Consider the following 17,345-nt stretch of genomic DNA (forward strand, 5'->3'; position numbering starts at 1 on the left):
TCGATCACCCAAGCACTATAAAAACGCATCAGCCGCCTGAATTATTCCAGACAGTGGAAAATACGCGAATTACCTCGCGCTCAGCCGATCTTGCCAGATCACGATGATCAAGAACGGGATGCGGGTGGAAAACCGGGAGCCACTTTTCCTTATCCCGCCCTGGCAGCTCTGGTTAGCAAGCGTTGATAGAACAGCCCGATGCCGATCAGGACAACGCCAAGTCCGATGAAGGAAAATGCTCGCAAGACACCTTCGAGTTCGGACATGTCGAACAAGAAGACCTTGAGCACGGCAATTGCGATGAGAGCGGCGGAAGCAATGCGCAGCACTTGAGACTTCATCCATACGCCAGCGGCCAGCAAGACAACCCCCATTGCCAGCCAAAGCGCGGAATAGCTGTAGGTTTCCAGTTGCTCCATGCCGCTCCACCAGCCGATGAACTCACCCTTGAAAAGACGCCGGACAGAAAGCGTGGCATAGGCGAAAGCGAGCAGCGAAGCGACCAGCGCCAGCATTGCCGTATACCATCCCGGCCTCTTACCACGCGCATAGACAGCTAATGCGCCAGCGGCCAAAGCCGGTAGCAAATAAGCCAGAAACAGCAGATTGAAGACCGGTATGCCCCCGGTCGATTCATCGGTAAACAGCGGGTTCAGTAACAGGAAATGCTGCGAGACGATGAACAGGAACGACACCACGCCCGCCGCCATTGAGCCATAGCGCAGCACCAAACTTGGTGAGCGCATGTCGATGGCGATGAGGATTGCGCCCGCACCAATTGCGATCAACGTGTAAATCGCCTGCTCCGCCAATGTCGGCGCGCCGGTGTCGATGACGCCGCCATGCATGGCGTGGCGCACCAGCATTGCCAGTGTGAGCAGGGCAAAAAGGGCTGCGGCCGCCTCCATGATCAGCCTAGGGCGACCGTTGGTCGTGCGCGCCAATTGCCAGGCTGCAAAGCCGAATGCGAGAGCGGGAATGCCGTAACCTGCCAAAAGCCAATTGAAGACCGGTGTCGTGGAGAGGACCTCGGCTCCCACGATAGTCGGATCGAAAGCGATACGGCAGATGACGGCGACCACCGCACCACAAGAAAGCCAACCGAGAACCGGATAGCTGCGCCAGCGGGTCGCCAATGCCGGAACGATTGCGGCGGCTCCAAGCAGCACCGTGGTGAACCCCGAACCGAATGCCATATGCAGCACAAGCAGCGCGGCTACCGATGCGCCAAGAAGGGAAAAAGAGGTAGAGCCGCCGCCTGTCAGTGGGAGAGCTTCGGCTCGAGCGAGCCATTCCGCCCCGGCCACGAAGCACACAAGCAGGATTGCCGCGATTGCAGCGTAAGTGAGATCGCGATCGATATTGCCGAATGTGACCCACACGCTTGTCAAAACAACCAGCGGCAAGGCAACGGCCCAAAACGCCCAGGATGCAGATTGAAACGAACCGGACGCCACATGACGACGGGCCGACCAGAAGCCTGTTATAGCGAACACAAGACCAAGACCCGCGCCAATCCATTGCATGATGCCGGTCGCTTGCGCCAATGCAAGGCTATCTATCGTCAGATATGTTCCCGACAGATCGAGCCAAAGCAAATGCACCGGCATCATGTGCAAAAAGACCAGCGCTGTCACAATGCCTGCGGCATGCAGCAGAGCCAGAGCCTGCGAGCGGTAGGCGGCCCCTGCGATCATGGCGACAATGATGATTGTCGCGCTCACTGCGCCTTCCACTGTGATAAATCCGGGGATTTCAAACAGCACCAAGGCCGACAGGGCTAAAAAGAAGGCTGGCGCAATGGATGGCCAGTCAATCTTTCTGCTGGTTGCGGCATCGCCTGCCATGTCCGTGTTTGCAACGTCCTGACTTGGCAGATGTGGAAGCCACAGGAAGACCAGGACCGCCAACATCACAGCGCAGATAAAAAGGATCGCTGCCATGGTTAGCCCTGTTCCGCTGGCGGCATAGAGCAATGTCCATAGACCCGTTCCGACGAAAGCTGCGCTCATCAGGAATGACCATCTGCGTATTCGTGCAATCGCCCCGGTGGCGGCAAGCACGATTGCCAGATAGCCGAACAGCGCCCAAGGATTAGGGGCTTGTGAGGCGACCAGCATCGGTGTCGCCAGCGCACCGAGCAGGCCGATGCCCGCCAATGCCTGTCCGTGGACAAGAGCGGCCGCAATCGTTCCAACGCCAATGAGCCCCATCAGCACAAAGGCAAAGGTTGGCCCGATAAAGCCGTAGACACCGTGCGCGGCATAGACCGTACCAAACAGGGTAAAAGCGGCGGCGGCGGTCAGAATTGCCGGTATGTAGGCCCCGGCGATACCTTTCATGGGGACATTGAAACCAGTGCGGCGAATGAATTCACCGCCGCCTGCCATGACCAGACCGAGGATCGCGGCCATCGTCAACCGCACGCCCGGCCCGAAAATGCCGGATTCGATGGAATAGCGCACGAGGAACAGCCCCCCGAACGCAAGTGCAATGCCGCCGACCCAGACCGCCCAGCGGGTGCCGAGCGCGGTTTCGATGTCGCGTTTTCCAGCCTCGGCAGTTTCCTCGACCGGTTGTGCCGTTTGCGCAGCAACAGCAGCAGGCGCAAGCGTGCCCCAAGGTCCGGGATCACCCTGCCCTGATTGCTCGCCTGTCGATCCGGCATCGCTTTCAGGCGCGGCGGCCAAATTTTCGGCGTCCGGCGCAACCTGAGCGGCGATCTGAGTGTCCGCTATGGTTGGTGTCTCTTCTGTTTCTGCGGTTGGGGTTTGCGCCTGATCGTCTCTGGCGACAATGCCTTCGCCACCAAGTGCGCGCAGTTCATCGAGTTCGGCTTCGACGCGATTAAGCCGCCTTTGCTGCTTTGTCGTGATCACGAACAACGCAATGACTGCAATAAAACCAATCAGACTAGAGAACATCAAAGCGTCCTTGGATCACAATCAGAAGCCGACATTTTGAGCTGGTTTGAGTCTTGAAAATCGGGCGCTCATGCAGCCGTCTCGTCTGCTAACGCCTGCCGGGCGGCAAAATGCTTGCGAAGTGCTGCAAGGAAACCAGTGCGTGAGCCCGGTGCCTCAATGCCACGCGGTTCATAGACATGGCGCGCAAAGAAGAAACCGGTCAGCCGGAAGGCATCCTCCAATGCGGCAGGATCGGCACGAAGACCGGAACCGCGCCCTAGAAAAGCCGGGAGAGGCAGCATCTTGTCATGCCAGGGCGTACCTGCGGCGCGCGATACAGCCCGACCGGATTTCGGGGAGACATAGGCAAGATCATCCTTCGTACCGGTTGCCGCACATCGGGCGAGGTCGAGGCCGAACCCCAGACTGTCCAGCACCAGCAATTCGAAACGGGCAACCAGTTCACCGGCAGCATCGCTATCGTCGAGATGACCGATTATCGCGGCCAGCGTCTCGAATAATTCTTCATGGGCATCACGCTCGGGCAACAGGCGCAGATGAGCGGCCAATAGCTGCATTGCATAGATGGCAATGGCGCTGTCCATCAATCTTGCCGCATTCATTTCCATCGCTTCGGCCTGATAGGTGCCGAGATGTTCATCAAGGCGTGCCCGCCACATGAGTTCGACGCGGTTTCCTACCTGCAAAACCGGCTGCTGCTTGCGCGAACGACCGCCGCGCACGAGGCCGAGATGACGGCCATGAGTGCGGGTCATCACTTCGAGGATGGCGCTGGTTTCGCCATGCTTACGAGTGCCGAGAATGATTCCCTCGTCGCGCCATTCCATGATCGGACTGTTGACGGCTTCGGCGACAAAATCAAGATGATGTGCCACGCTTCGTGACAAACACCTGAACAATGCACGCCTAAAGCATAGCGCGTCTATAGGGATTCATGCAGCGTGCTTTCGTTGATTTTTGTGGTGTTCAGGCGAAAATCTAGATCGGGAAATTCAACCCCATCTCGCGGTAACGTTCAGGGTCATTGCCCCAGTTCTCGCGCACTTTCACGAACAGGAACAAATGCGCTTTCTGTTCAAGAATGGCACCGATTTCCTTACGGGATGCCTCGCCTATAGCGCGGATCGTCTCGCCCTTGTGGCCGAGTACGATTTTTTCTGGCTATCGCGCTCGACATAAATGACCTGCTCGATGCGCACCGAACCATCTTTCTTTTCTTCCCACCTTTCGGTTTCGACGTGGGAGGAATAGGGCAACTCCTGATGCAGGCGCAAAAAGAGTTTTTCGCGTGTGATTTCGGCGGCTAGCTGGCGCATCGGCAAGTCCGAAATCTGATCTTCCGGATAGTACCAGGGCCCTGCCGGTAGCGTTTGCGCCATACAATCGAGCAAATCCTTGCAACCGGAACCATTCAGAGCCGAAACCATGAAGGTGCGCTGGAAATTGACGCGTTCATTGGCGGCCTTGGTCAATTCCAGCAGGGTGTCGGGCTTTACCCGGTCAACCTTGTTGAGGATCAAGACCATCGGCTGGCGTACATCCTTCAACCGCTCAAGAATGGCGTCGGCGTCGCCCCTGATGCCACGTTCGGCATCAATCAGCACAAGAACGATATCGGCGTCCTTGGCTCCGCCCCAAGCCGTCGTCACCATCGCCGTGTCCAGACGCCGGCGAGGCTTGAAAATACCCGGCGTATCGACGAGGACGATTTGCGCCGCGCCATGCGTGGCAATGCCGCGCACCAGTGCGCGTGTTGTTTGAACTTTATGGGTGACTATCGACACTTTTGTACCGACGAGTTGGTTGACCAACGTCGATTTTCCCGCATTGGGCGCGCCGATCAGCGCAACGAAGCCGGAATGTGTTACAGCACTGGCCTCATCTGCGGCAGAAACGCCTTCATCGTCTGTCATTTTGCGTTCCCATCACTTGACCAGACACCTTCACGCACCAAAAGTACAGTCGCGGCGGCCTGCTCGGCTTCGCGTTTTGACCGGCCTTTGCCAAGGGCAACTTCAAAAGCGCCAACCGAGACGCTGACTGTAAACAGCGGGTCATGATCTGGCCCCTCACGATCTTCGATCTTGTAGGCAGGCATTGCAGCCGCCGCCTGATGCGCCCATTCCTGCAATTCGGTCTTTGGGTCGCGGCGCGCCGTAGCCATAGCCTGCGAGCGTGGTAGCCAATAGCGGTGAATGAAGGCACGGGCCGCTTCCAGTCCACCATCGAGATAGAGGACCGCAATCAGAGATTCCAATGCGTCGGCGCGCAGATTGACCCGCTTGCGTTGGGCAAGGTTTCGCACGTCACTACCGGCGCGGATCAATTCGGGAAGACCAATCTCCTCAGCAATCTCCGAAAGCGCTTCGGCGTTGACGAGGGCGTTGAGCCTTAGCGAGAGTTCGCCTTCGACAGCCTGAGGAAATGCAGCCAGAAGCATGTCGGCTATGACGAGGCCAAGAACCCTGTCGCCCAAAAATTCGAACCGCTCATAGTCTATGCCCGCATGCGCGCTGCGGGCGCTGGCATGGGTCAAGGCGCGCTGTAACCGCTGCTCGTCGCCAAAGGCATGCCCGGTACGTTCCCGCAGTTCGGCTGCGAGCGCATCGGCGGTCAAGCGCTTTGTCTTTGCCATCGACTAGTTGATGAAATGGAGCAGCCGCCCGATGCGCAGCGCCGTCGGCCATTTCCAAATTTCAAGCGGGCTGGCTTCATCGGCTATCGAGAAGAAAATGATGTTGGCGCGTCCAACCAGGTTCTCGTAAGGCACAAAACCGACAGTGAAACGGCTGTCGCTCGAATTGTCGCGATTGTCACCCATCATGAAATAATGTCCGGCTGGCACGTCAAATTCGCGCGTGTCATCGCCGATCCCGTTCTGCGTGAGGTCAAGTGTATCGTAGGACGCGCCGTCTGGCAGCGTCTCGCGGTAGACATCGACCGGCCGGTTTACCTCCGTGATGTCGGGATTGTTGATCTCGCCAACCTTCTCGCGCGGTACGCCGACGCCATTGATGAAAACCTGACCGCCCTTCATCTGGATATGATCACCCGGCAGGCCGATCAGGCGCTTGATGTAGTCTATTGACGGATTTGGCGGGAATTTGAAGACCACGACATCGCCGCGTTTTGGTTCAGAGCCCCAGATGCGGCCCGAAAATATGTTTGGGGAGAAGGGAAGCGAATAACGTGAATAGCCATATGCCCATTTGGTGACGAAGAGATAGTCACCTTCAAGGAGCGTGGGCCGCATCGAACCTGACGGAATGGAGAAGGGCTGGAACAAAAGCGTACGGATGACCAGAGCCAGTGCCAATGCCTGAACGATGACGCTGACGGTTTCGCCAAGTCCGCCGGATTTTTTCTCGGATTTGTCAGCCACGCTCATGTCGTCCTCGATTCTTCGCAGGTGTGTATAGAGTCTCAGCGCTCGCGGGGCAACGCCAACGGCTGCGGAGTGACCCAATCAATGTGGCGCTTCTTCGGCGGTCAACGCCTCGATGATCACAAAGGCTTGAGCGAGCGGGAAATCATCTGTGATGGTCAGGTGAATGACCGCTTTGCATCCTTTGGGCAGTATTTTTTCGAGGCGTGCAGCAGCGCCGCCTGTAAGCGCCATTGTCGGCTTGCCTCCGGGAAGGTTTGCGACGCCCATATCGCGCCAGAAAACACCTTGGGAAAGCCCGGTTCCCAAGGCTTTCGAGCACGCTTCCTTGGCAGCGAAGCGTTTGGCATAAGACGCGCTGCGCTGCCTGCGACCTTCTGAACGCACTTGTTCAATATCTGTATAAATTCGCTGGATGAAGCGCTCGCCATAGCGCTCCAGTGACCGCCCGATACGGCGAATATCAATCAGGTCACTGCCGATGCCGATAATCATCGTGACGCAGGACCGATGTGGTTACTTGGGCCGAAAGGCACATTGTCGCGTTTTGCCTTTAGGGCGAGCCTTTTTCGCTTTTGTTCCTGAAAGGTAGTCATGCCCCAGCGCGTGACGCCATAAGCTATCAGACCGAACAGGAGGCCAACAGGAACCGCGCCAATGGCCATCGGTTTCAAAACCGGGTCCCACAATTGCGCCAAACTCAAATCTTGCAGCATCGTGCCGAGATGGGCCGAGGTTGCTCCCGATTCAGGGTGCTGACGCAAGATCAGCTTGCCGGTTTCGTAGGAAGCGCCCCACAACACGGGAAATGTAAGCGGATTGCCGAATGCTGTGGCCAAAATCGCGGCAACGAGGTTTCCCGCAATAAGCCAGGAAACGATTGCCGCTATGATGAAATGAACGCCAAGTGGAAAAAACGAAGCGAAAATACCAGCCGCCACACCGGCGGCGACCGCATGTGGTGTCGCCTTGAGCCGCAGTATTCGCTTCAGGAAATATTGCACAGAACGGGTAAACGAGCGGCGCGGCCACAGCCAAACGCGGGCGCGCTGCCACAAGTTCTCCGATTTCCTTCGTTTGAACAGCATTCAGATCTATCTTTGCTCAACTCGTTTACGCTCGGTCACGCACGGGCTGTTCATATGCTACGACTTCCCGGCTTAACTGCCGGAATTGCGGCCAGTTCAGGCGGTAATTTATCAGCAGGATACGCCGGAACTTCATATTGCGCGAGTGAAACCAACGGCACGCCGACATCGACCTTGCCGGCCGAGCGATCAACAATGCAAGCGGCGGCGCGAACATCAGCGCCAATTTCACGCAAGCAGTCGATGGTTTCCCGGATCGACAAGCCCGTCGTCACAATGTCTTCCACAATGACGACACGGGCACCCTTTTCAATTTCAAAACGCCGAAGCCTGAATGTTCCCTGCTCGCGCTCAACCCAGATTGCCGGCACGCCGAGGTGGCGCGAGGTTTCATAGGCAGGGATCAAACCACCAATAGCGGGGCCTACAACATAGTCGATCTGGCCGGGAACATCAGCGCGGATCTTGTCCGCCAATGCCTTGCACAATCGCTCGGTCTTGTCGGCATGCATGAAAACGCGCGCCTTTTGCAGAAATGTCGGGCTTCTCATCCCGGATGTCAGGATAAAATGCCCCTCGAGAATGGCACCCGCATCGCGAAAAATATCCAGCACCTCTGCCGTGTCCATATCTTGCAATCCTAATAAATTCAGCCGTTGACGCGCTGGGCGTCGCTGACGCTAGTGTTGTCCTTCAGTTGCCCAAGCAACCGGTTGAGGTGTTTCAAATCCCAGACTTCAAGGTCGATCAGCATTTCAGTGAAGTCGGGGGCTGTACGCACCATGGATAGCGTATGGATGTTGGCGTCATTGGAAGCAACCACCTGTGCGATGTCGGCAAGCGAGCCGGGGGCGTTGATGGCGGTAACCGATACGCGCGCGGAAACCTTTCCTTGTTGTTTTCATCGATATCCCAACGCACATCTATCCAGCGTTCAGGTTGATCGTCGAATGCCGTCAGCGATGGCGACTGAATAGGATATATGGTGATGCCTGAGCCAGGTTGCATGATGCCGACGATACGGTCACCAGGCACCGCCCCTTCCGGTGCAAAATGCACAGGCAAATCACTACGCACACCGCGAATGGGAACGCCGGCGTCCTTCGGCAAGGATTTGCCGCGGCGCGGCGCCCGGCCCGGTATCTGAAACAGCATACCGGCTGCATTGCGGATTCTCGACCAGCCTTCCTCGCGTTGCTTGGGAACGGGTGGCGTAACGCGCTCGTCCTTATAGTCGGGGAAAACTGCCTTGATAACGTCGGCGGAAGACAGTTCGCCGCGCCCGACCGACGATAAAACATCCTCGATATCCTTGCGCGCCAGGCGATGAAGAACAGGTTTGAGGCTTTCCTTGGCAAAAGTCTTGCCGGTTCGCTCGAATGCGCGTTCCAGAATGCGCATTCCCAGTCCCGAATATTGCTTTCGGATCGCGTTCTTGGTGGCGCGGCGAATGGCCGAACGCGCCTTTCCGGTGACGACCATGGATTCCCAGGCGGCAGGTGGAACCTGTGCCTTGGAGCGGATGATGTCGACCTCGTCGCCGTTCTTCAACTCGGTCATCAACGGCATGATGCGGCCATTGACCTTGGCACCGACGCAACTGTCACCGACATCGGTGTGCACCGCATAGGCAAAATCGATTGGCGTTGCTCCGCGCGGCAAAGCAATCAACATGCCTTTCGGCGTAAAACAGAACACCTGATCCTGAAACAGTTCCAGCTTGGTGTTTTCGAGGAAATCCTCGGGATTGTCACCGTCCGCGAGCTGTTCGATGGTGCGGCGCAGCCACGCATAAGCGTTTGTGTCCTTGGAGATCGTCGTAGCGGAAGTGCCCGTCTTGCCACCCGTGTCCTTGTAGATCGAGTGTGCAGCCACGCCGTACTCGGCAATCTTGTTCATATCGAGTGTGCGGATCTGCAATTCCACGCGCTGACGCGACGGACCGACGATAGTGGTATGGATCGAACGATAATCGTTCTGTTTCGGGGTCGAGATGTAGTCCTTGAAGCGGCCGGGTACCATGGACCATGTGGTGTGGATCGCGCCAAGCGCGCGATAACAATCATCGACGGAGGACACCACAACACGAAACCCGAAGATGTCGGATAGCTGCTCGAATGACAGCGCTTTTGCTTCCATCTTGCGAAAAATCGACCACGGCTTCTTCTGGCGGCTGGTGACACCGGCCACAAGGGCATGCTTCTCGAACAGGCTTGATAGCGCATCCTCAATTTCGCCGAGGACGCCCCTGTTGCGTTCGAAAATTTCCTGAAGCCGCTCCGTGACCATGCGGTGGGCTTCAGGATTGATATAGCTGAAGGCGATTTCTTCCAGTTCTTCGCGCATGCCCTGCATGCCCATGCGCCCGGCCAGTGGCGCGTAAATCTCCATTGTTTCCTCGGCAATGCGCAAGCGCTTGGCTTCGGGAACATGATATAATGTGCGCATGTTGTGGAGGCGGTCGGCAAGCTTGACCAAGAGCACCCGCACATCCTCGGAAATCGCAAGCAAGAGTTTGCGCAGGTTTTCCGCCTGTTCGGCTTTCTTCGAGACAAGGTCCAGTTTCTTGAGTTTGGTCAGCCCTTCGACCAGTTTCCCCATTTCGGGACCGAACAACTCGTCGATCTCGGGGCGCGTCGCGGTCGTATCCTCGATCGTGTCATGCAAAAGCGCGACGGCGATTGTCGCCTCGTCCATATGCATGTCGGTCAAGATGGCGGCGACTTCGAGCGGGTGGGAAAAATAGGGATCGCCGGATGCGCGTTTTTGATGGCCATGCTTTTGCATGGCGTACACGTAAGCCTTGTTCAAAAGCGCTTCGTTGACGTCTGGCTTGTAACGCTGAACGCGCTCGACAAGCTCATACTGACGCATCATGGACGTATTCTCGCAGCGGAAATAAAAAACATGCACCACAACGATGTGCGGTGCATGTCATCAATAGCCACGATCACGCCGCGACGGAAGTACCGAAGCGGCGTCCAGCGATCAGTAGTCGTCGCTTTTTTCCGGCGGAACCAGACCTTCAATGCCAGCCAGAAGATCTTCTTCGGTCATGCGGTCGAATGTGATGGCCTCTTCGGGGGCGTCAACATCGGTGCTCAAGGTAACGTCACCTTGATCGGCGGCATCGCCTTCTGCTTCAGGCTCGTCAACCTCGACATGCTTTTGCAAGGAATGAATGAGATCTTCCTTGAGGTCGCCAGGCGACAATGTCTCGTCAGCGATCTCGCGCAGAGCCACGACCGGGTTCTTGTCGTTGTCGCGGTCAATGGTGATCTGTGCGCCCTGGCTGAGCAGACGGGCGCGATGACCGGCCAGAAGGACCAGTTCAAAGCGGTTGTCGACCTTGTCAATACAGTCTTCAACGGTTACGCGGGCCATGGAACGCCCCTTTCATTGCGAAGGATTTGTTGGAAAACAGGTGCGGTCCATAACCCGATCGCCAGAAAATTACAAGCGCGATGCGACAAGTGCCCAGGCATCGACCGAAAGCTGCCAGCAAACTGCCACCCAATTTTCTTCATGACGCATTGCAATGCCACGAAACTGACGCTTTTTCTTCCAATGAAGGCTAGCGGATCAGTTTTCCCGCATGTATCACGATGCCGCTTTTTTTGACCGGTCCCCCATTTTGATGAAGGATATTGTTGATGTTCGACCAGCGCGAAAAAATCGCTCTTTTCATTGACGGTGCCAATCTTTACGCAACATCACGCTCGCTTGGATTTGACATTGACTACCGCAAGCTGTTGTCGAATTTCCAGCAACGCGGCTACTTGTTACGGGCCTATTATTACACGGCCCTTGTTGAAGATCAGGAATATTCCTCGATCCGCCCGCTGATCGACTGGCTCGACTATAATGGTTTCAAGGTGGTGACAAAGCCGGCCAAGGAATTCACCGACTCGGCCGGGCGGCGCAAGATCAAGGGCAATATGGACATCGAACTCGCGGTGGACGCCCTGGAACTGGCCGATGTTGTCGATCACTATGTGATTTTTTCCGGCGATGGTGATTTCCGCACGCTGGTCGAGGCGCTGCAAAGGCGCGGGCGCAAGGTTTCGGTTGTCTCGACCGTCGCCTCGCAACCGCCGATGATATCCGATGACCTGCGCCGTCAGGCCGATCATTTCATTGATCTTGTCTCGTTGAAAAAGGAAGTTGGGCGTGAACCTTCGGAGCGTCCGCTACGTCGTACCGATCCGGCTGAACCTGATGAAGAGGATGACTACTGAGCACCGCCAGCATGCAACCGTTTCTTGAACCCGATCGCGATTGTGCGCTGTGCCCTCGCCTGCATGACTTCATCGCCGGTTGGCGGGAAAAAGAACCGACATGGTTCAATGCACCCGTTCCGCCCTTCCTGCCGCCGGAAGGTGACGACGCGGTGCGCTTGCTGATTGTCGGGCTGGCACCCGGTCTGCGCGGTGCAAACCGGACCGGGCGACCATTTACCGGCGATTACGCTGGCGATCTTCTCTATGCGACGTTGATTTCGCATGGATTTGCACAAGGTGAATTCAAGGCGCGCCCGGATGATGGCCTGCGGCTTCGCGGCACGGCCATCGTCAATGCCGTGCGCTGCGTTCCGCCGCAGAACAAGCCGGTGGGAGCTGAAATCTCTATGTGCCGCACTTTCCTGGTCCCGACCATCACACGTTTCAAGAACCTTCGCGCCGTTCTGGTGCTTGGCACGATCGCGCATCAATCGACCGTAAGAGCACTCGGTGGCCGTGTCGCGGCACATCCTTTCAAGCATGGGGGGCGTCATGAAATCGGTCAGATCACGCTATTTTCCAGCTACCACTGCTCGCGCTACAACACCAATACAGGCGTTTTGACGGAAGACATGTTCGTCAATGTTTTCAAGAATCTGGCTGAATTTCTCAGCAAATAGAATCAGGTCGTTACCCCAAAACCGCTACACACTTTTGGGCGACATGCATTATCCGCGTTCCTTCAACAGACGGCCCTTCTCGCGCGCCCAATCCCGCTTCTTCTCGGTCTCGCGCTTGTCGTGCAGTTTCTTGCCTCGGGCAACGGCAAGCAGCAGCTTGGCCCTGCCCCGATCATTGAAATAGATTTTGAGCGGGACGAGCGTCATGCCTTCGCGGTCCACACTTTGCGACAGGCGAGCGAGTTCACGCTTGCCAACCAGCAGTTTGCGGCGGCGGCGCGGTTCATGATTGAAACGATTGGCTTGCAGATATTCCGGCAGATAGGAGTTTATCAGCCATATGCCGCCATCCTCGACCGAGGCATAGGATTCCTGAATGTTGGCCTGGCCCTGGCGCAGTGATTTCACCTCGGTACCGGCCAGCACCAATCCGGTCTCGAGTGTATCGAGAATCTCATAGGAAAAGCGGGCTTTGCGATTTTCCGCAACGACCTTGCTATTCGGATCGGCTTTTCTGACCTGGTTCATGATGCTCAGGTGGGATGTCTCACCTAGTCCTTTGTTTTACGCAATTCCGGACAGAAAACCGGTTCCCACTTTTCCTGGAATTGCCTGATCTCTTGTTTTTACGCAATTCCGGACAGAAAACCGGTTCCCACTTTTCCTGGAATTGCTCTAGTTGATCAATCCGGCGTATTTCATTGCGGCGTCGATTTTCGCGGCCGTTGCGTCCTCTACCGTTACCAGTGGTGAGCGCACCGTGTTTTCGACTTTTCCGAGCTTTGACAGTGCGTATTTCGCACCTGAAACACCAGGTTCTGTAAAAATTGCTTCGTGCAGCGGCATAAGGCGATCCTGCAATTCCAGCGCCCGGGCGCTATCGCCGGAAAGCGATGCAGTCTGGAATTCGGCACACAGGCGTGGCGCGACATTCGCCGTGACGGAAATGCAGCCCACGCCACCATGTGCATTGAAGCCAAGCGCCGAAGCATCTTCGCCGGAAAGCTGGATGAAATCCTTGCCGCAGGTCGCGCGCTGTTGCGAAACGCGTTCGACCTTGCCCGTCGCATCCTTGACGCCGCGAATATTATCGAAGTCATGCGCCAACTTGCCCATTGTCTCCGGTGTCATGTCAATAATCGAACGCGGCGGGATATTGTAGATGATGACAGGCAGGCTGGTGGCCTTGGCCACCGCTGCGAAATGCGCATAAAGGCCGCGCTGCGGCGGCTTGTTGTAATATGGCGTGACCACCAGAACCGCGGCGGCACCCGCACTCTCGGCATATTTGACAAGACCGATTGCTTCTTCGGTGTTGTTGGACCCGGCACCCGCCACCACCGGTACACGCCCCTTGGCCACCTCAACGCAAATCCTTACCACCTCGCGATGCTCGTCATGCGACAATGTTGGTGATTCACCAGTCGTCCCCACCGGAACCAGACCGGTCGTGCCCTCGCTGATCTGCCATTCGACAAACGCACGAAAAGCTTTCTCATCGAAGCGCCCGTTCTTGTCGAACGGTGTCACGAGCGCGGTAAGCGAGCCTTTCAGCATGTCGTCCAATTCCTTGTAACTTTCGGGGTAATTCTCGGGTTTCCAAGCTTGTTTCACTATTGGGGCTTCTAACCCAAAGCAAGGCGGCGCACCATAGTCTCGACATCGTTGCAGGGCAAGGAAGCGCTTCGGGCCACATGATATAATTCGAATAGCCTCGACGGCCAGTGTCCCGAATCCGAAATTCGCCTCATTGTTTGAGGGCGCTGTATGAATTTCGGGTTCGACAAGGACACTAGCAAATTCACGAATCTAGTGGAGCTTTTGAATTTGACATTTGAGCAAGAGCCTTGCGGCAGCCAAGACACAAATGTCAAATTCGTCCCACTAGTCATTCACGTCACTTTCACCCGATGCCCTTAATGATTTTGCAAAGCGGCACCGGCATGTGACGGGCAATAACAGGAAATTGACAATTGTCATGAGCGCAGGAAAACCATTTCGCCTCGTACTTTTGGGTGCCGCAGCAGCGCTGGCGACAAGCATGGCGATCGGTTCTATCCTCGACGGACATGCCACTTCGACCATTCCGGTGCCTGTTTTCAAGGACGCCATTCACCCAGCAATTCCCGCTGTATCGAACCTCAAGAGCGGGCTCGATGCCTTGGCGGCGAGGGATATCGCCAGTGCCGGTGCCGTGCGCGATACCTTGCCCGCCAACTCGCTTGACCGGCATGTGCTCGCTTGGGCGATTTCGATGTATGGCGGCGACCAGGTACCAAGCAGCGATATTGAAGCGACCGCCCGGATGCTTCCGGATTGGCCGGGCATGGCAACATTGCGCAGGAACGGCGAGCGCGCGCTCTACCGTGAAAACCCTGATCCGCAAACGGTCGTGAAGGCATTTAATGGTAGCCAACCGCAGACCGTGGACGGTGTTATTCTGCTTGCCCGCTCCTATGTGGCGCTTGGCAATATCAATGCGGCGCGCAGTGTCGTTTCGCCGCTGTGGCGACGGAACAAGCTGAAAGCCGAAGACGAAATCGCCATCATCAAGGAATTCGGGAGCATAATATCTGTGGCTGACCATCGTTTTCGAATGGAGCGCATGTTCTATGCCGACCGGATCAAGTCTGCGCAACGTGTGGCCGATCTGGCCGGAGCAGGGGAATTGGCCAAGGCGTGGACTGCTGCAATCAAGGGCGACAAGACAACGCCTTCATTGCTTAAAGCGGTGCCACGCGAGCAACGCTCTGCCGGGTATTTTTTTGCGCAGGCTGAATATCTGAGGAGGCAGGAGAAGTTCTCCGAGGCGGCCAATGTTGTGTTGAAAGCACCGACAAACCGGGCCGCCCTTGTCGATCCTGATGCATGGTGGATTGAACGGCGCGTTCTTTCACGTGAGCTGGTCGATCTGGGCGACATGAAAACCGCCTATCGCATCGTTGCCGCCCACGCAGCAGAAAGCGCGGCGAATGCCGCTGATGCCGAATTCCATGCCGGCTGGTATGCGCTGCGCGGCTTGAACGATCCCAAGACTGCCGCCAAGCATTTCATGGCAATTGCGAATCTCGCCGAAGGCCCGATATCGCGGGCGCGTGCATATTATTGGCTGGGCCGGGCGGCGGCTGTTGGCGGCCCGGGCAATGCCCGAGACTATTTCGCCAAGGCGGCTGCCTATGGCACGACCTTTTACGGGCAACTCGCAGGCGAGCGTATTGGGGAGCAAGCGCTCAATATCGCCTACCCAGAACCGACTATTGTCGAGCGCCGGATTTTCGCCGCACGAGAAGCGGTGAATGCCATTCGACTGCTGCAAGATGCAGGCTATGAGCGCTATGCAAGGACACTTTATCTCGATCTCGCCGGACAATTGACCAGTCCGGGCGAACTGGCTCTGCTGGCGGCGATGGCCGAAAAGCAGAGCGATCATTTCATTGCCTTGAAAATAGGCAAGATCGCCGCTGGCCGTGGCATCGACGTCGGAGCACTATCACACCCTTTGGGCGTCATCCCGGCATCTGCCGACATATCCGGTTCAGGCAAGGCACTGGCCTATGCGATTGCCCGTCAGGAGAGCGAATTCAACGTTGGCGCCGTATCGGGGGCAGGCGCGCGCGGGTTACTACAACTCTTACCGGGTACGGCAAAACAAGTGGCCAGAAAGGCCGGACTGGCGTTCTCGCGAGTCCGTCTCACCACCGATGCCGGCTACAACGCCACGTTGGGTTCGGCATTTCTTGGCGAACAGCTTGAGCGCTTCGACGGGTCTTATATATTGACCTTTGCCGGCTACAATGCCGGCCCCAGCCGCGCAGCGCAATGGGTGAAACGTTATGGCGATCCGCGTGGTAAGGATCTCGACACCGTCATCGACTGGATCGAGAAAATTCCCTACACGGAAACAAGAAGTTATGTGCAACGGGTGATGGAGAATTACGAAGTTTACAAGATGCGCATTTCCGACAAATTCGATATTGCCGGCGACCTCGTCAACGGACGCAATTGATCTCGCGGCAGACCTGACTGACACGGCAGTTCCGAGCCTCGACATTCAACTCTTGCGTGTTATTCAATTGAAAGCCTGATATGCCGACACCGGACGAATTTTCCGACTTCTTCTACCCTGCACAAGATGGGCTCAAGCTGCACGCGCGCGTCTATGATACGGACAATAGTTCCGGCTGGCCGGTTGTGTGTCTTCCAGGTTTGACCCGCAATGCACGCGATTTTCACGAATTGGCACTCTATCTGTCTCGCCATGCCAAAAGTGCGCGCAAAATTGTGGCGTTTGACTATCGGGGCCGCGGTCAATCCGCCAATGATCCCGATGCCGCAAATTACAATGTCGGACTTGAAACCACCGATATCATCACCGGGCTTGCGGCTCTTGGTATCGAAGAGGCCGCCTTTATCGGGACGTCGCGTGGCGGGTTGATTATCCATGTTCTGGGCAGTCTTAAACCGGCCTTGCTGAAAGCAATCATATTCAACGACATCGGCCCAGTCATAGAATCTGAAGGACTTGCCCATATCCGCTCTTATCTGGAGCGTGCACCACGACCTCAGACCTTTACAGAAGCTGTTCTAGCGCAAAAGGCAGCCCACGGCACAGATTTCCCGGCGCTTACCGAGGCAGACTGGGCACGTATGGTTGGAGCAATTTATCGAGTGAAGAATGGCAAGATGGAGCCGGATTTCGATCCGAAACTGGTGAATACTCTCGCCGAACTCGATCTTACACAGCCCTTACCAACGCTTTGGCCGCAATTCGATGCATTAGCTGACGTGCCTGTCCTGGCAATTCGTGGCGCGCATTCCCGGCTGCTATCAGCCGCCACGGTGATGGAGATGGAAAAGCGTCATAGCTGCCTTGAAACGGTTGGCGTTGAAGGCCAGGGGCATGCGCCCTTTCTTGAAACCGGCAACTTGCCAACGACGATTTCCGATTTCATCGACAGAGCGGAAAGTCACGCCAGATCACAATGATCTTGGATCGAGCCGATCCAAAGCCATAAACGTGGTCGATTCAAATGGTTGAGAGCGGG

16 protein-coding genes and 1 pseudogene are annotated in these 17,345 nt (G+C 56.4%); 4 read left to right on the plus strand and 13 right to left on the minus strand.

Features of this window, described 5'->3' with window-relative positions; genetic code table 11:
- Positions 1-149: 149 nt before the first annotated feature.
- From AC0L7S_RS01760 to rpoZ, 11 genes and pseudogenes are all read right to left on the minus strand, one after another.
- Positions 150-2,924, minus strand: a complete 2,775-nt coding sequence (locus tag AC0L7S_RS01760) for a DUF2339 domain-containing protein (RefSeq protein WP_473472798.1) — start codon at positions 2,922-2,924, stop codon at positions 150-152.
- A 68-nt stretch (positions 2,925-2,992) separates the two neighbouring features.
- Complete coding sequence (gene recO, locus AC0L7S_RS01765) at positions 2,993-3,754, minus strand: DNA repair protein RecO (RefSeq protein ID WP_473474139.1); 762 nt, start codon at positions 3,752-3,754, stop codon at positions 2,993-2,995.
- Between the two features lie 151 nt (positions 3,755-3,905).
- Positions 3,906-4,840 (minus strand): annotated as a pseudogene (era, locus tag AC0L7S_RS01770) (GTPase Era).
- Positions 4,837-5,562 (minus strand): ribonuclease III, encoded by a 726-nt coding sequence (gene rnc / locus AC0L7S_RS01775; protein WP_473472799.1) that lies wholly within the window; start codon positions 5,560-5,562, stop codon positions 4,837-4,839. Before rnc ends, era begins: the two are co-directional and overlap by 4 nt.
- Before the next feature lie 3 nt (positions 5,563-5,565).
- A complete protein-coding gene (gene lepB / locus AC0L7S_RS01780; RefSeq protein WP_473472800.1) occupies positions 5,566-6,315 on the minus strand; it encodes a signal peptidase I in 750 nt (249 codons plus the stop codon).
- Between the two features lie 78 nt (positions 6,316-6,393).
- Positions 6,394-6,807, minus strand: a complete 414-nt coding sequence (gene acpS / locus AC0L7S_RS01785) for a holo-ACP synthase (protein WP_473472801.1) — start codon at positions 6,805-6,807, stop codon at positions 6,394-6,396.
- A complete protein-coding gene (locus AC0L7S_RS01790; RefSeq protein WP_473472802.1) occupies positions 6,804-7,370 on the minus strand; it encodes a DUF2062 domain-containing protein in 567 nt (188 codons plus the stop codon). Before AC0L7S_RS01790 ends, acpS begins: the two co-directional genes overlap by 4 nt.
- 80 nt (positions 7,371-7,450) lie before the next feature.
- A complete protein-coding gene (gene pyrE, locus AC0L7S_RS01795; protein ID WP_473472803.1) occupies positions 7,451-8,029 on the minus strand; it encodes an orotate phosphoribosyltransferase in 579 nt (192 codons plus the stop codon).
- Between the two features lie 20 nt (positions 8,030-8,049).
- Entirely contained in the window at positions 8,050-8,232 is a 183-nt protein-coding gene (locus AC0L7S_RS01800) for an ACT domain-containing protein (RefSeq protein WP_473474140.1), read from the minus strand.
- Positions 8,148-10,277 carry a RelA/SpoT family protein gene (locus AC0L7S_RS01805; protein WP_473472804.1) on the minus strand — a complete coding sequence of 710 codons (2,130 nt, stop codon included), beginning with the start codon at positions 10,275-10,277 and terminating at the stop codon, positions 8,148-8,150. Before AC0L7S_RS01805 ends, AC0L7S_RS01800 begins: the two co-directional genes overlap by 85 nt.
- A 111-nt stretch (positions 10,278-10,388) precedes the next feature.
- Positions 10,389-10,784, minus strand: a complete 396-nt coding sequence (gene rpoZ / locus AC0L7S_RS01810; RefSeq protein WP_473472805.1) for a DNA-directed RNA polymerase subunit omega — start codon at positions 10,782-10,784, stop codon at positions 10,389-10,391.
- A 269-nt stretch (positions 10,785-11,053) separates the two neighbouring features.
- Between rpoZ and AC0L7S_RS01815 the strand changes: the two genes are divergently transcribed.
- The gene (locus tag AC0L7S_RS01815; RefSeq protein WP_473472806.1) at positions 11,054-11,638 is read left to right on the plus strand and encodes a LabA-like NYN domain-containing protein; all 585 of its coding nucleotides are present in this window, start codon (positions 11,054-11,056) and stop codon (positions 11,636-11,638) included.
- An 11-nt stretch (positions 11,639-11,649) separates the two neighbouring features.
- A complete protein-coding gene (locus AC0L7S_RS01820; RefSeq protein WP_473472807.1) occupies positions 11,650-12,300 on the plus strand; it encodes a uracil-DNA glycosylase in 651 nt (216 codons plus the stop codon).
- 48 nt (positions 12,301-12,348) lie between these two features.
- On the opposite strand, the gene smpB is transcribed toward AC0L7S_RS01820, so the two are convergent.
- Together smpB and dapA are read right to left on the minus strand one after the other, a co-directional pair.
- Positions 12,349-12,828, minus strand: a complete 480-nt coding sequence (gene smpB, locus AC0L7S_RS01825) for an SsrA-binding protein SmpB (RefSeq protein WP_473472808.1) — start codon at positions 12,826-12,828, stop codon at positions 12,349-12,351.
- A 147-nt stretch (positions 12,829-12,975) separates the two neighbouring features.
- Positions 12,976-13,857, minus strand: a complete 882-nt coding sequence (dapA, locus tag AC0L7S_RS01830; RefSeq protein ID WP_473474141.1) for a 4-hydroxy-tetrahydrodipicolinate synthase — start codon at positions 13,855-13,857, stop codon at positions 12,976-12,978.
- A 421-nt stretch (positions 13,858-14,278) separates the two neighbouring features.
- Here dapA and AC0L7S_RS01835 point away from each other — a divergent pair, with 421 nt between their 5' ends.
- Both AC0L7S_RS01835 and AC0L7S_RS01840 read left to right on the plus strand, forming a co-directional pair.
- The gene (locus AC0L7S_RS01835; protein ID WP_473472809.1) at positions 14,279-16,306 is read left to right on the plus strand and encodes a lytic transglycosylase domain-containing protein; all 2,028 of its coding nucleotides are present in this window, start codon (positions 14,279-14,281) and stop codon (positions 16,304-16,306) included.
- Between the two features lie 80 nt (positions 16,307-16,386).
- Positions 16,387-17,286, plus strand: a complete 900-nt coding sequence (locus AC0L7S_RS01840) for an alpha/beta fold hydrolase (RefSeq protein WP_473472810.1) — start codon at positions 16,387-16,389, stop codon at positions 17,284-17,286.
- Positions 17,287-17,345: the final 59 nt, after the last annotated feature.

Source organism: Mesorhizobium sp. G2-6-1 (assembly GCF_055809095.1).